The following is a 15435-nucleotide window of genomic DNA, read 5'->3' as shown; positions in this document are numbered from 1 at the left end:
GCTAGTAGGATTGTATGTTGCCTTTGCTTCATTATTGCACGTGAAGGCTCAATTCCTGCGGACCGAAACGGGAAGGCGCAGAAACCTTCACACGAATTTGTCCAGCCTCCCCCTTCGACCGAATCCAGAATGCAATACGTCCTCCAATCAGAGATAAGCTCGAAGGACCGATCAATTCACCCACTCCCTCGACCTCCACCGAAACGGGATCTGCATAGAACGGCAATACATTGCCGTATTCGTCCAGAGCATCGACTACCACTCGAGTGACATCCCAATCGCCGGCTTCCAGCACTGTATCATCTGCAGCTACGCGCAGCTCTGTCGGCACCGGATTACGTGAATAGTATCTACGTATTACTTCTTGCCCATTTACGTACCCAATGAATACAGCGTCTTCCCACTTCATGCCCCAGTGGCCTGTCAACTCGTCGATCACGACAGGGGGGTGAGGAAGCGCTGGGTACTTCTCTCGGTTCGGACGATAAACACCTTTGCGCTCATGACCGTAGATGAACTCCACCTCATCGCAATTGGTGAACACGACCAGCGGCACGATGCCTCCGATATTCCGCTCGCCACGCGACCAGTAAGTGACCGGCTCCATAACGACTTCCTGTTCGACGTTCTTCTGGCTCCGGTACACGCTCGCTGCAAATTTAGGCAGGCGGAACATATCCATGACACCGTGGTAGCAGATTTTATCACCGGAACCAAAATCAGCATGCGTGTTATAGTCAAAAGCACACCAGCCAATCGCTCCGGCAATGCCCTCATCGGCATAGGAAGCATTTTGGACCCGCGTATGGCGTAGTGCATGCTCCATTACCCGTTCCTCCTGGTCAAAACGCTTGGTCGGGTACATATGCCCGTTATATTCCGTTACCAGATAAGGGACCGGATGATCCAGCTTTGTAACGAGAGAAGGCTGGCGCAAGCCTGTCGTTTCGCCATCTACGCCTTCTGTATCGTCATACGTATCAAAATTGCGGATTTCCTTCGCCAAATATTTTTTGTGCCCACCATCATGAACAAAATCATTTATCGTATATACGTCTTCCAGCAGCTCACTGCCTACAATATAACGCACACCACCCGTAGCACGGGTCGGATCTAGCTTTCGTGCCAGCTCATTGGTACGCGTGTACAGATCATGGTCATCCTGCGACTCATTAATTCGTACGCCCCAGATGACGATGGAGGGATGATTACGATCACGGATAATCATGTCCTCTACGTCCCTCACCGCCTGGTCCTTCCACGCTTCACCGCCAATATGCTGCCAACCCGGAATCTCTTCGAAAACGAGCAATCCGATCTCATCACAGCGGTCTAGAAAATGACGGGACTGAGGGTAATGGGATGTCCGTACCATATTCAGCCCCAGCTCCTCCTTGAGCACATCTGCATCACGACGCTGCGCTCTTTTGGGCATGGCATAGCCAACGTACGGATAGGACTGGTGACGGTTCAGGCCGAGCAGCTTGATCTTCCGCCCGTTCAAGTAAAAACCGTCCGGCTGAAATTCAGCCTCGCGGAAGCCAAAGCGCACGGTCACCTGATCCAACGCTTCTCCGCCTCGTAGCAGCGTCAGCTTCGCTTCATATAGCTTGGGATCATCTATATCCCAAAGCTGCAGGTCGCCCAGCTCTTTCAGCTCCAGCGTTACTTCTGCCGCCGTCACCGCTGTCAGCTCGGTCTCCGCCTTCACGCTCGCTCCGTCCAGCAGTTGCAGCGCGACCGTCAAGTCGTCCTGCTGATCGCCGATGCCCTCCAGCTCCACGACTAAGCGCACCGCCTTATTTGCCGCAAGCGGCTCCGGTGTCTGAACGAATACCGTTCCGAGGTGTACAGGCTCCACTATTCGCAGCTGCACTTCGCGGTAAATACCGCCGTAGGTCAGATAGTCGATGACTGCCCCAAAGGGAGGGATGTCGTCCCGTTCCGTGGAATCGACAATGACCGTGAGCACATTGGAGCCACCATACTCGGCAAGTTCGGTCAATTCAACGCTGAACGGTGTATATCCACCTTTATGCTCCCCCGCTTTTACCCCGTTTAGATATACCTGGGCATAGGTCATGACTCCTTCAAAATCAACATACACTCGCTTACCTTTGGCATCTGCCGGAATGTCCAGCTCTCTTTTATACGTAGAAATAAACTGAAATGCCTTGTCGTCAAAATAATTGTACGGCAGCTCTACATTCGTGTGCGGCAGCTGAACTGGCTCATACCGACTCGCATCAATGCCTGCGCTTACTTCGCTCTCGACATATTCAGGAAGGTAAAACCATTGGTCATTCAACGGCAAAATGGTACGCATGGGCAGTCACCTCAACCTTTTATTTTTCACTCTTATACCATAGTAAAATATTTGAGTAAAAATAATGAGTAAAACTTAGTAAAATAAATATATGTTAAATGTAAGCATTTACAAGACAATTGTCAATCCATTTTTGTATCTTTTTACAATCAAAAAAACAGCCCCGGAAGGCAGGGCTGTCCAAATCCATAACGTTGATTTTATTGGGCATCGGTATGTAGCGGCGCACTGCTGTTGCGAATCATTAGCTCGGTCGGAATGATGACCTTGCGCCCTACCTCGTTGGGACCGTTGCGTACCGTATGCAGCAAGAACTGAACACCCGTTTCTCCCATCAGTTCGGTATGTGTTTTGACCGTTGACAGAGATGGGGTCAAATATTCCGCTGTCGGAATATCATTGAAGCCAACAATGGAGATCCGTTCCGGCACCGCAAGGTGATGCCGCTCCAGTGCCTTTAACACCCCAATAGCCACCGAATCGCTCGCAACAAAGAAAGCTGTAGGCAGATTTTCGAGTCCTGCCAGAATAGCCGCTTCCATCGCACGGAAGCCGTCTGCCGCCGTTCCGCCGCACACATGAATATCATTTGACGTGCACAGCCTGTGCTGTTCCTGATACCGCAAAAATGTCTCATAGCGGGCATCTAGCTCGACTCGTTCGGAATCATGGGACTGCTCATCCTTGCCCATGCCAACATATCCGATGTGACGATGGCCTGCGCCCATCAAATAATCCAGTGCATCAGCTGTAGCGCGAGCAAGGTCAATGACCACATAGTCTGCCCCTGTGCGCTCTACCGAATGATCCAGAAAAACGCAAGGAATGGGCAGTTCCAGCATACGTTCTACCTCTTCGCTGCTAAAATGCCCCAGCACGATCAGCCCATGCAGCCCTTCGGATGACGCCTTCAGCGCAGTCAGGTCCTCTCTTCTGAAAATACGCTCCAGCTGTGCCCCGCTTTGGCGGCACTCTTTTTCCACGCCAAACCGGATAGACAGATAATAAGGGTCTTCCAGTTCCTCGTACACGCTAAACCAGTGCACCATACCCAACCGGATGGGTCCCTCCGCCTTCTTGCGGGGCTGACGACCAATACCGCCATTTTTACGTTTAACAGTCGTATATTTCATACGCTCGGCAACCTCAAAAATTTTGCGCCGCGTTTCCTCTGATACAGACAGTGTCTCATCATAATTTAGCACTCGGGAGACCGTGGATATCGAAACCTCTGCCTCCTGGGCGATATCTTTTAACGTAGGCATTGCAGACTCCTTTAAGATTTTACTCTATTTTTACTTTTATTTTACTATTATCCCCAAAAGGTTCAACCATTTTTTTCATATTATAAGCCTAATCATGATAAAATACCTACCATAATAGAAATGACACCAAGGAGGATATCCACATGAAACAGGAACTGATTGACCGCCTGACTACATATGTTCAGGTAGATACCCAATCTGATGAAAGCAGCCACACTTGCCCCACTACACCTGGACAGCTTACATTGGGCAACCTTTTGGTGGACGAATTGAAAGCCATTGGTATGACAGACGTAACCATTGATGATCATGGTTATGTGATGGCAACCCTTCCTTCCAATACGGATAAAGTGGTTCCCGTCATCGGTTTTCTCGCTCACCTCGATACGGCTACCGAACTGACTGGTGCAGGGGTAAAGCCGCAATTGACGGAAAACTATGATGGGGGCGATATCACGCTGAATGCTTCGCTTGGTGTGGTTCTTTCTCCACGTGAGTTTCCCGAACTGACTCAATATAAAGGCCACACCCTGATCACAACAGATGGTACCACCCTGCTCGGTGCAGACAACAAAGCCGGGATCGCAGAAATCATGACAGCTATCCACTACCTGATTGACCATCCAGAAATTCAACATGGCAAAATTCGCGTTGCTTTTACACCGGACGAAGAGATTGGGAGAGGACCGGAACGCTTTGATGTAGCCGCTTTTGGCGCTGAATATGCCTATACGGTAGACGGCGGACCGCTCGGAGAACTGGAGTATGAGAGCTTTAACGCCGCAGCCGCCCATATTACCATTCACGGTGTGAATGTGCATCCTGGTACGGCTAAAAACAAAATGATTCACGCTGCCAAAATCGCTATGGAGCTGCACAGTCGGTTACCTGCAAACGAAGCCCCGGAATATACAGACGGATATGATGGCTTCTATCATCTCTTGGATTCTACAGGCACCGCAGAACAAGCTAAACTGTACTATATTATCCGTGATTTTGACCGCGAGAGCTTTGAAAACCGGAAAGCTTATTTAACAAATGTAGTCAAAGAGCTGCAGGCCGCATATGGAGAAAACCGTATTGCGCTGGAGCTGAGAGATCAATATTACAACATGAAAGAGAAAATAGAGCCAGTCAAGCATATCGTCGATGTCGCTTATGAAGCAATGACAAAGCTGAATATCGAACCCATTATCAAGCCGATCCGTGGCGGTACAGACGGTTCACAGCTATCCTACATGGGACTGCCTACACCGAATATTTTTACAGGTGGGGAGAACTACCACGGTAAGTTTGAATATGTGTCGGTGGACAACATGGTGCTCGCTACCAAGGTTATTGTGGAAATCGCACAACTGTTCGAGCAACGCGGCAAGTGAACTACCTATACGCAGCACTGACACGTTCAGATTAAATAGAAGGCATATCGTTTCGTAATGGAAATGGTATGCCTTTTTTTCTGATGCTTTCACTTCCTTAAAGATTCAATATCTTTATAACTTTTATCCATCTTTAGACCGACAACTATATACGAGACTATAAAAAATATACCTAGTAAAGAAAGGTAGGTTATCTATTTGAATACAATAGATGCATTAATTGCAGCCATTCCCTACATACAACAGATCATGCGTGAGAAAGTGACCCTTGCTCTCTTCGACCGAACTCATGTCCTTATGTATACCCAATCGGAGGGTATGGACCTCGGCTTTGAAACAGGCTCGGAGCTACTCGAGGACTATAAGAATTTTGCCATGCTTAAAAATGGACGTGAGACCAGCCTGACCCACATTCCTGCTGAAATTCTAGGTTTTCCTCTGGATATGGTCAGTATTCCTGTATTGGACGAGAAAGGTGAAGTCATTGCAGCATTTGCGGCCTCTTATAATTTGACTAACAAAAATCAACTGGATCAATTCGTATCCGAGAACCGCTCCATCACCGAGCAGCTCATTGATATGGTACAGCATGTAGCAGCTCATTCCGAGGAACTTCAGGCAACCAGTGAACAAATTTTGAAAAACACCCAAATCGCTGTGCAAAACTCGGGTAAAATCAATCAGGTAGCTGTGTTCATCAAGGAAATTTCCGATCAAACCAACCTGCTTGGATTGAATGCAGCGATTGAGGCCGCGCGTGTCGGAGAAGCAGGAGCAGGCTTTGGTGTCGTCGCTCAAGAGGTGCGCAAGCTATCCGTAGAATCCAAAAAGGCGACGGTCGATATTGAAGGGGCCCTTAAGGATGTACAGAACTCCATTCATCAAATGGAGCAGGAAATTGAGCAAATTGTTTCTTCTTCTCAAGAGCAGGCGACTCTGGTAGGCTCTTTCACTGAAGTGATGGACCGTATGCAAAAGGCGAGTGAAACGATGCAACATCTGGCCAATAGCCTGACTTCGTATGTCGTAAAATAAATTTTGGCATAAAAAAGGGAGCACACGGATCGCAAAATGCGTAAAAGTGTGCTCCCTTTATGTACAAAAGGCCTATCGGGCTTAAGGATCTAAATCTGAAACTCAAGCAGGATAAGAAAAAGAAAAAACACCATGATTTGAAGGAATCACAGGGTCTAACCCTTCCCAAATATTTCCCACCGGAAGAGCAATACTAAGAGACGCCAAGGCCATAGTTACCGAGATTAATGCCTTTTTCAGCATGAAGCCCCCTTAATAAAATGGTTTGGTATTGCTCTTGCTGTGATGGTGTTGCCCAATCTCGATAAGTCTCAAACAGAGCAACCAATGTCCTGAAATTGGCATCCACTTCTACATTGGCAGAGAATTGCAGAGAATCAAGAACATAATTTAAGGCAACGGAGTACTGCTTCTTCTTGAAATGGTAAATGGCCAATTGGTTGACCAGTTTTAGATAATATACGCGGTTTGCTCTATCTTCATAACCTTCAAATATTTTAATATCATCAGCAAAATCGTTCAGCAGGTCGTCTATATTCCAATTATTCAAGTTAGCCGCTTCCGCAATACCAACCAATCCTGGAAGTAACTCCTCTTCATTGTCATGAAGAAATTGAACGTACTCAGGCAAAAGTTCCCTTCTCCCCGAAAGTAACTCAATCGTAAATAAATTGGCCTTGGCGAGGAACCGGAATCTCTCTACTTCTTCGTGACCGCTCTGATCCAGCCCCATAAACCAGCCCATTTCGCTATACTTCATAATATAGTTTCTAGCTTCCTCATACTTGCCCATATTCTGATAGTAAATAGACTTCGCCAGATAACTGTAAGCATAATAAAACACTAGCGGGTGTTTGGTGTCCAATGTCTCATACTTGCCGTCTGCAGCATTTCTCAGTTGGGTGTGATACAGGTTTTCAGCCAACGTATGCAGAAAGTCTGCTACTCTGTTCGCTTCATCCCAATCATTATGTGTGTAGCTGAGTCTAAACAACTCACAAGCTTTATCGAGTTCGTGACTGTCCGACAACAAATAAATGGCTTCCCTTTGGTTCAAGACCTCTTCCATTAGACCCCGCCTCCCTAGCCTGAAAATTGCGGTTACCCCTAGCCCAATGGCTATTTTTCAGGGCAGTTATGCTGCTAGCCTCCATTTTTGCATACCGTATATTGCAAATATAGTCAAAACCTAACTTGAAGTCAATTCAATCATCGCTATCTTCTTTTTTTTTGCAACCTTACATTGCTGTGTACGGTTATGGATTTTGCAAAATTCGATTCCAGTCGCTTATGGGATTTTTGCAAAATCCTCGGTTACGAATAGTTGACTCTCCTTATAGAAATAATACTAAAAAAGACAAAGTATAGGCTCTCTAGTGGATAGTTTTTATGGTGCTATAGTATCGTGGGGGTAACTACGTTACGAATTAGTGCGTACTTTTCAACCGGATACCGGGGCCTTACAATCAAACCTGTGCATGAAACCAAAGTATAGAGTGATACTCAACAGAGCATGTACCTGTTCATCAAATACAAATTCACTTAAGGAGTGAAGTTAATAACATGGAACTTCAATTGGCTTTAGACTTAGTAGATATCCCACAAGGGATTGCATTGGTAAAAGAAGTAGAGTCGTATATTGATATCGTAGAAATCGGTACGCCGATTGTCATCAATGAAGGACTTCATGCAGTAAAAGCAATGAAAGAAGCATTCCCGAATCTGAAAGTGCTGGCTGACCTGAAGGTTATGGATGCAGGGGGCTATGAAGTGCTAAAAGCTTCCGAGGCTGGTGCAGATATCGTTACGATTTTGGCTGTAGCTGAAGATGCAACAATCAAAGGTGCAGTAGAAGAAGCCAAAAAACAAGGCGGCAAAAAAATCCTGGTGGACATGATCGGTGTTAAAAACCTTGAGCAACGTGCGAAAGAAATCGACGCCCTTGGCGTTGACTACATCTGTGTGCATACAGGCTACGATCTGCAAGCTGAAGGACAGAGCCCATTCGAAGCACTGCAAACCGTCAAACAAGTCGTGAAAAACTCCAAAACTGCCGTGGCTGGCGGTATTAAGCTGAGCACATTGGCTGAAGTCGTGAAGGCTCAACCGGATCTGGTTATCGTCGGCGGTGGTATCACTGGCGAGGACGACAAAAAGGCTGTAGCTTCCCAAATGCAACAGCTCATCAAACAAGGTTAACCCCAATGGAAACCTCTCAATATTTATCTGAGGTACTCAACGAGCTACAATGGGTTCCACAGTTGATCAGCGATGCGGAATCGGAACAGCTGATCCACTCCATCAACGCTGCGAATAAGGTATTCGTGGCAGGTGCGGGCCGCTCAGGGTTCATGATTCGCTCGCTGGCGATGCGACTGATGCACATGGAAATTCAAGCTTACGTGGTGGGTGAAACCGTAACTCCCGGCTTGGGCGAGGGCGACCTGCTCATTATTGGTTCAGGCTCTGGCGAAACCAAAAGCCTGATCTCCATGGCAGAAAAAGCAAAGAAACTCGGGGCCTCTCTGGCGCTTCTAACCACGTCCCCCGAGTCTACCATCGGCAAACTGGCCAATATCATCGTCAAGCTGCCCGGTGCACCCAAGGATCCTTCCAACAAGGATTACCAGACGATTCAGCCTATGGGCTCATTGTTTGAGCAAACCCTGCTGTTGTACGGTGATGCACTGGTACTCAGAACGATGGAGCTGCGCAAGCTGACCTCCGAATCTATGTTTGGCCAACACGCTAACTTGGAATAAACCGCGATTCCTTTACGATAACAAAGCAGGCTGTCCTTCACATGTGAAATGTAAAGGACAGCCTGCTTTTATGCTTGTATAAGCGGACGTTCGATACAGCATACATGCCAATCCATACTTCCGTAAAACCGCCATTGCGTTCAGGTGAGATAACAAAGGCCGGCATGTATTCAAACCATTTATTCGTTATTCCCTGCTGGCAACGGCGGGACTTTGGACGAATCAGCAAGTGCCCAATAGGCATATTTGGCCTTTAACTGTTCGTCGAATAATAGCGGCTTATCCAGCCGGGCTATTGGAAACGTGCTGAGCCACGTATTTCCATCATCCGTACCCCAAATCGTCACATTGCTGATATGATCCTGCTGCCTTGAAAACATATCGAACAGCGCCCGATAGCGGTGAGCCTGCCGGATCAGCATAGATTCTGGAATCGTTTCATAGCGATCTGTGTCATTGGAATAAAGACCCATATCCAGCTCGGTAATCTGATTATCCAGACCAAGCGAAGCAAACTTTTCGATGGACTGCTCAATCTCGCTAATAGCGGGAAACTCTAGGCGGATATGCGATTGGTGGCCTACCCCGTCAATCGGTACACCTTTAGCGAGCAGATCACGTACCAAATTGTACAGAAAATCCCGTTTCTTCGGCTCATGCGTGTTGTAATCGTTAATGAATAGTCGTGCGTTCGGGCCCGCCGCTTCCCTCGTGACACGGAATGCTTTTTCAATATAATCCGTACCGGTAATCTGATACCACTTGCTGCGGCGCATGCCACCCGGCTGATCAGGATCAATGACCTCATTCACCACATCCCAATCGGTGATGACATTTTTATACCGCGCTGCAACAGCGCGAATATGCGTCTCCAGCCGATCCAGCAAAAGCTTTTTATTTTCAGCAGTCGGTGTCATCGGCTGTCCATTCTTATCCTTGAACATCCAATCCCCAGTTTGGTTATGCCACACCAAGGTATGGAAGCGAATCTCTAGTCCGTGCTGTCTAGCAAACTGCACAATTTGGTCTGCTTCCTCCCAATGGAACTGTCCCTCGGACGGTTGTAAGGAGATTGGCTTCATCGCATTCCCTGCAACGACGCTGTTAAAATGCTTCTGTACCAACTCTCCGTAAGCCCCTTCGGTCTGAAAAGCTTCAATCGCCGTGCCGATGCTGAACTGTCCCCCATATAATCCATGCAAAGAAGGAATGTCCTTTTCAATAGCCAGTGGTGGTACAAGTGACAGTTCGAAATCATCCATATAAAAGGAAGACGTTCCTTCTGCCGTTTCCAAATACATAGAAACAGTGTCTGCATCATGCGCGAGCGTATACGTACCAGATAAATGCATCCATCCCCCTGTCGTAGTAGCCGTGTCGCCTACAACAGTTTCATACGAACTATTCCCTTGGTGATCACGCTGCACGCTGAGCCTCACCTTGGCAGGCTGCTCACCCGGCGCCAGCTTCACCCAGGCACTGACCGTATATCGGCTGCCCTTTTGCATCGTAGCAGTCACATCCAGCTTCGGTCCGGCATATGTCTTTTGTCTGCCTGTTGTCAGCAGACTGTATGAGCCGCTTCGTGCATCGGCATCCGAAACCTGCACGGTCTCGGCTCCCATACGGGACACCCATCCTTGAGCCGTACCCTCTTCAAACCCGGATACGATACCATGGGCCGGCTCCGTTGGCGTCTTCGATACCTGTGTTATTTCTACCTCATCCACATAGTAGGCCTGCGCGGGATTCGAGCTTTCCACATACAGCTTCAATGCATCCATCCCCCCGGTAAAAGTATATTTCCCCTGAAGTTTAATCCACGATGTATCCGCCGTCTCCGTCTGCGCTACCGTCTTCCATGTCGTAGTCCCGTCTGTCGGCTGCTGCTCCACTGTAAGTTTAACCATGCTCGGAACCGCAGAATGACCATCTAGCTTCACATAGCCACTAATTTCATACTCTACATCCGGCTGCAATAGCGACTTCACATCCAGCTCCGCCCCGTTCCAAGCCGCTGTGCGGGCGGTTGCCTTCAGACTGTGCGTGCCGCCATATGCTGCTTCCGTGACAGATGCAATTTGGGTATAAGTTCCCCGGGGTTTCCAGCCGTCGCTGTTTCCTTGCTCAAATCCATACGTTCCAATGGTCTTATGGATATTACCCGCTGACAGCACCGTATCCGAAACGGGCGGGGAATGTTCTATAGACGGAGCTGCCTTTAGTACAGACGCCCCCCACCAACCGACAGGCGATAACAACAGCGCTCCAGCCAGTACCAGACAAAAAGGCTTAACCCAACATGACCGCAAAGCAATCCCTCCCGTACTCCGATTTTTTGGAATTGGTATTTGGCACCATTGGTTTTCATTTACTATCCTTTGACACCGCCCAAGGTCATACCCTTCACAAAGTATTTTTGCAAAAAGGGATAAACTAAAATAATAGGCACTGAAGCGACAATCGTCATCGTGGCCCGAATTGAGGTAGGCGTGACCGACTTCGCTAGATTTTCCGAACCAGCGAATTGGCTCGCATAGTCCTGAGTGTTAACAGACGTGTTGGAATTTTGCAGTATTTTCATCAACTCATATTGAAGAGTGCTCCATTGTTCATATGACGAATTGTACAAAAACACATCGAACCAGGAATTCCATTGCGCGACTGCTGTAAACAGCGACACCGTCGCTAGCACGGGAACACACAGCGGTAAAACGATGCGCATAAAAGTGGAAAACTCCCCAGCCCCGTCAATACGCGCCGACTCCAAAATCCCTTCCGGCAATCCCTCAATAAAGGAGCGAATAACAATCACATTAAACACCCCAATCAATCCCGGCACAACATACACCCAGAAAGTCCCCAGCATCCCAAGCTCACGAATCAGGAGAAAGTTCGGAATCAGTCCACCGCTAAAATACATCGTTAAAATAAAAGCAATCGAAACAAATTTACGCAGCACATATTCCGGCCGGCTGATCGTGTACGCCACCATCGCGCAGCAAAACACCGAAGTCACCGTGCCCGCAACCGTACGTAATACAGAAATCAGCGTAGCATGGAAAATCGTTGCTTCCTTGAACACAAATTCATAATTACTCCACGTGAATTCACGTGGCCACAAATAAATCCCGCCCCGTATCGAATCATTCGCTTCATTCAACGAAACCGCCAGCGTATTCAAGAACGGATACAGCGTGAACACCATCAGGCAGAGCATAAACAGAATATTGCACGCATCAAAAATCCGATCCGAGGGGGCCCGAAATCGCCCGTGTACGGCCTTTCCTTTACCCATGACTTCCGCTCCTTTCTAAAAAATAGCTTAAGCACCCAGGCATGTAATCCATACGATGGGTAGGATCATTGATATTGGAGCCGTTGTTGGTGCTGTGATATGAGTTGTAGTTTGTGTCAATTATTTTGTTAATGTCAGTTGTTATTAGAAAAGTTATTTTTCAAGCAGTTAATGAGGTCAGCGAAGCGGCCTGTTAAAAATCCACTGACCTGCACCCGTAGTATGGATGAGCTCGCACCTTCTGTTATCACCACCACTAGCAGTCCTAAAAACAAGCGAAAGCGAAGCTGAGCCAACCATCATGGCGCATTTACCCATGGAAGCGCGAGTCACGCGCCTTCCCTAAGCTCCCCCCTTGCCACTACCCTCAGTTCTCAAAAAAAGTGACTTTACGGCGGGTAGCAGCGGAGCGGGCGGAATTGTTCTGAAGAAGCGGAGCGTTCGCCTTTATCCCCGGATTTTAACCTATGATCTTTATTCCAATAAGAAAATACGGGGATAACAGCGATCGGAAGAACAATCCGCATGCGAAGCGGCCGTCCCTCACCATAACTCACTCCTTTTTCAGAACAACCTCTCCTCCCCTAACCGCTTCGCAATATGATTGGCGCTAAACAGTAAGATGAAGCTGACCACCGTTTTGAACATCCCGGCAGCAATGGAAAGCGAGAAATTACCCATCTGGATACCATATTTCAGCACAAAAATATCCAGATTCTCCGAGTAATCCACGTTCATACCGTTGCCCAGTAAGTATTGCGGCTCAAAGCCGGATTCCAGCAGATTGCCGATGTTCATAATGAGCAGGATGATAAATACAGGCTTCAATCCGGGTAATGTCACATGCCAAATCCGCTGAAAACGCCCTGCTCCATCCATCTCAGCCGCTTCATACTGCGAGGGATCAATCATCGTCATCGCGGCCAAATAAATGATGGTATTCCAGCCGACATTTTTCCATACCTCCGATGCACCGAGAATGCCCCAGAAATAGCTTCCTTCGCCCAGCCACAGAATAGGCTCTTTAATCAATCCCAGCCACATCAGCACCTCATTGATGATGCCGCCATCCGCAGATAGCGCCGTACTAATGATGCTGGCCGCGACCACCCACGAAATAAAATGCGGTAGATAGCTGATCGTCTGTACCACCCGCTTAAATACGAGCTGACGAAGCTCATTCAGCAAAATTGCTAGTGTTATAGCGGTGACAAAGCCCAACACCAAATTAATAAAGCTCATCGCCAGCGTATTGCGCATGACCCGCAGAAAGTGTTCATCCTGAAACAGAAAATGGAAATGCTTTAATCCAACCCATTGCTGATCGAGCAACTTGCGGGCAGGCTTAAAATCCTGAAAGGCAATCGTCCAGCCCCAGATGGGCAAATACTTGAAGATGAACAGCCAGATTAAAAAAGGGACGGACATCCATACTAGTGCCCGTTGCTGATTCAGCTTGTGCATAAATCCCCTAAAGCCGGTTCGCCGCGAGGGCGGAAAATGATCCGGGGAGATCGTGACAGGTGGTGGTGACGAGTGGCCCATAGCTGCTTCCTCCTTTATTTTTTACCGGGATTTTCGATTTTTTTGGCAACCTCCTTCGTGATCAACTCCTCATACGCCTTTACATCCAGCTTGTTGAATTCAGTAGTGTATTCATTCCAAATCGCATCAAACTGTTCCGGTGCAGACAGCACCAAACGCGGGAAATATTTGCGCTGTAGGTCCCCCTTCTTTTGCTGAAAGAGCTGCGCAGTTGAGCCTTGAGCAATCGGAATACTCCAGGCCGGATACCATGGGCGCTCGTCAGGTGCGGAAAACATTTGCGAGAAGGACTCTACACCATAGACTTTTAGTAGCTTTTTATCTCCCTCGGTGTAGGACATACGCGCAACCTCAGGCTGCCGTCCGGGGCCAACCGAGTTACCGTCAGGCAGGGTAGAACCGCTACCGTATCGCGGCCAACTATATTCAAAATATTTGAACCCGAATGATTCGCGGAACGCGTCCTGACCAGTCTGCTTAATTTGCTCCTCAGTCCGGTAAAAGCGTCCTTTTTTATCTACATCATAGGTTTCCCCCTTGATTCCCCAGTTGGATAATATCTGGTTTTCGTCCGTCAGCAGGTTGTCAAAAAATTTGATGATACGTACCGGGTCCTTGGCACTGACCGTAATTCCTATGCCTCGGTTATTAACGAATGACGACGGATCAATGTACTGATCCTTTATATTCTGGTCGTATACAATAGGCAGCCCTATATACTCCATATCATCATTGCCCGATTGCTTGGCAGCCTCTTGCAGATTATTCAGGGCCTGCCCCGCCTGCCAGCGGTAGTCAAAAAAGCCCAGCACCTTACCCGAAGTCAGCTTCGCCAAATATTGATCGTAATTGTCCACAAAGGACGATTTATCAAATAGGCCCTCTACATTGAGCTGATTTAGCTCTTTCAGATACCGCTTTGTGATTTCCATATCTCCATAATCCGTGGCCCGGTGTGTCTTCATATCAATAATCGTGCCGCCATCATTCGGATAGCCTGCCAGATGCATCGGCGCGTTCGTAAGAGCATAAAACCTATCCTGCGTGGTTAACGCCAGGTACCCAGTCAAGCCCTCATCTGCATGTTTTTTCGCATAGTTACGAATCAGGGCTAAATACTCGTCAAGTGTTTTGATTTTTGGAAATCCCGCTTCTTTTAATACCCTGCGTTGCACCCAAAAGGCTCCTTGCTCCAAGTTAGGCGCAGGTAAATAATCGCCTACCACCGCACTGAGCGGAAGAAAATAAATGTTCCCATCCTCCGCCTTCATCAAGTTGTAGTACGGTCCATATACACGCTTAATATTCGGTCCGTATTTGTCGATCAAATCATTCAGGGGAATAAAAGCCCCGGCATCCAGCAGCTTATCGATCGTGCCATCCGGTACTATCACATCCGGGAAATCGTTACTGGCAATAAATGTACCGATCTTCGTATTGGAATCACCCACCAAATGCTCCAGCTTCCAGTTTACCCCCGTCTGATCCTCCAGGATCTTGCCGATCCGCGTTTCATTGGTATTAATGTCCCTGCCCGCAGTGGCATTAAAATACGTGAATGTGACTTTCTCCTTGCTATCTCCTGACGCTGGCTCCTTGCCCGAGCTCCCTGAGCAAGCAGTGATCATAGATGCCATCATAACCATTACCAGACCGATGATTCCGAACCTTTTGCTTGTCATGCCAGACCTTCCCCTTTCGCCCTCTTTTGTCGATTGTGTGTGAATATCGTGCGGACGTACCGCAAGCACTGGGAATCCCGCACGCCCTAAATTGTAAGCACTTTCATTTTATAAAATGCCGTCCATTTCGTTCACCTGCCAAT

General features: G+C 47.9%; 11 protein-coding genes. 4 read left to right on the top strand and 7 right to left on the bottom strand.

The features are described from left to right. Nucleotides 1–31 precede the first annotated feature (31 nt). Both G9G53_RS05055 and G9G53_RS05050 read right to left on the bottom strand, forming a co-directional pair. Nucleotides 32–2326 carry a glycoside hydrolase family 2 protein gene (locus G9G53_RS05055; RefSeq protein ID WP_165145794.1) on the bottom strand — a complete coding sequence of 765 codons (2295 nt, stop codon included), beginning with the start codon at nucleotides 2324–2326 and terminating at the stop codon, nucleotides 32–34. 200 nt (nucleotides 2327–2526) lie between these two features. Further along, on the bottom strand, nucleotides 2527–3591 hold the full coding sequence (locus G9G53_RS05050) for a LacI family DNA-binding transcriptional regulator (RefSeq protein WP_165145791.1): 1065 nt from the start codon (nucleotides 3589–3591) through the stop codon (nucleotides 2527–2529). A gap of 143 nt (nucleotides 3592–3734) precedes the next feature. On the opposite strand from G9G53_RS05050, the gene pepT reads away from it, so the two are divergent. Next, nucleotides 3735–4970, top strand: a complete 1236-nt coding sequence (gene pepT / locus G9G53_RS05045; protein WP_029518703.1) for a peptidase T — start codon at nucleotides 3735–3737, stop codon at nucleotides 4968–4970. 198 nt (nucleotides 4971–5168) lie between these two features. Continuing rightward, a complete protein-coding gene (locus G9G53_RS05040; RefSeq protein ID WP_165145788.1) occupies nucleotides 5169–6005 on the top strand; it encodes a methyl-accepting chemotaxis protein in 837 nt (278 codons plus the stop codon). A 193-nt stretch (nucleotides 6006–6198) separates the two neighbouring features. On the opposite strand, the gene G9G53_RS05035 is transcribed toward G9G53_RS05040, so the two are convergent. Beyond that, nucleotides 6199–7074, bottom strand: coding sequence for a DNA-binding protein (locus G9G53_RS05035; protein WP_165145785.1), 876 nt, complete (start codon nucleotides 7072–7074; stop codon nucleotides 6199–6201). A 494-nt stretch (nucleotides 7075–7568) separates the two neighbouring features. On the opposite strand from G9G53_RS05035, the gene hxlA reads away from it, so the two are divergent. Further along, on the top strand, nucleotides 7569–8204 hold the full coding sequence (gene hxlA, locus G9G53_RS05030) for a 3-hexulose-6-phosphate synthase (protein ID WP_029518706.1): 636 nt from the start codon (nucleotides 7569–7571) through the stop codon (nucleotides 8202–8204). A gap of 5 nt (nucleotides 8205–8209) precedes the next feature. Then, nucleotides 8210–8767 (top strand): 6-phospho-3-hexuloisomerase, encoded by a 558-nt coding sequence (gene hxlB / locus G9G53_RS05025; RefSeq protein ID WP_165145782.1) that lies wholly within the window; start codon nucleotides 8210–8212, stop codon nucleotides 8765–8767. A gap of 179 nt (nucleotides 8768–8946) precedes the next feature. On the opposite strand, the gene G9G53_RS05020 is transcribed toward hxlB, so the two are convergent. The 4 genes from G9G53_RS05020 to G9G53_RS05005 all read right to left on the bottom strand — a co-directional run bounded on the left by G9G53_RS05020 (nucleotide 8947) and on the right by G9G53_RS05005 (nucleotide 15292). Continuing rightward, complete coding sequence (locus G9G53_RS05020) at nucleotides 8947–11079, bottom strand: endo-1,4-beta-xylanase (RefSeq protein WP_165145779.1); 2133 nt, start codon at nucleotides 11077–11079, stop codon at nucleotides 8947–8949. Nucleotides 11080–11141: 62 nt separating this feature from the next. Further along, on the bottom strand, nucleotides 11142–12065 hold the full coding sequence (locus G9G53_RS05015) for a carbohydrate ABC transporter permease (protein ID WP_029518710.1): 924 nt from the start codon (nucleotides 12063–12065) through the stop codon (nucleotides 11142–11144). 564 nt (nucleotides 12066–12629) lie between these two features. Further along, on the bottom strand, nucleotides 12630–13610 hold the full coding sequence (locus G9G53_RS05010; RefSeq protein WP_029518711.1) for an ABC transporter permease: 981 nt from the start codon (nucleotides 13608–13610) through the stop codon (nucleotides 12630–12632). 14 nt (nucleotides 13611–13624) lie between these two features. Beyond that, entirely contained in the window at nucleotides 13625–15292 is a 1668-nt protein-coding gene (locus G9G53_RS05005; protein WP_029518712.1) for an ABC transporter substrate-binding protein, read from the bottom strand. Nucleotides 15293–15435: the final 143 nt, after the last annotated feature.

The organism is Paenibacillus sp. EKM206P (genome assembly GCF_011066155.1).
GTDB classification, from domain to species: domain Bacteria; phylum Bacillota; class Bacilli; order Paenibacillales; family Paenibacillaceae; genus Paenibacillus; species Paenibacillus polymyxa_D.
This window is presented reverse-complemented; position numbering and strand designations above follow the sequence as displayed.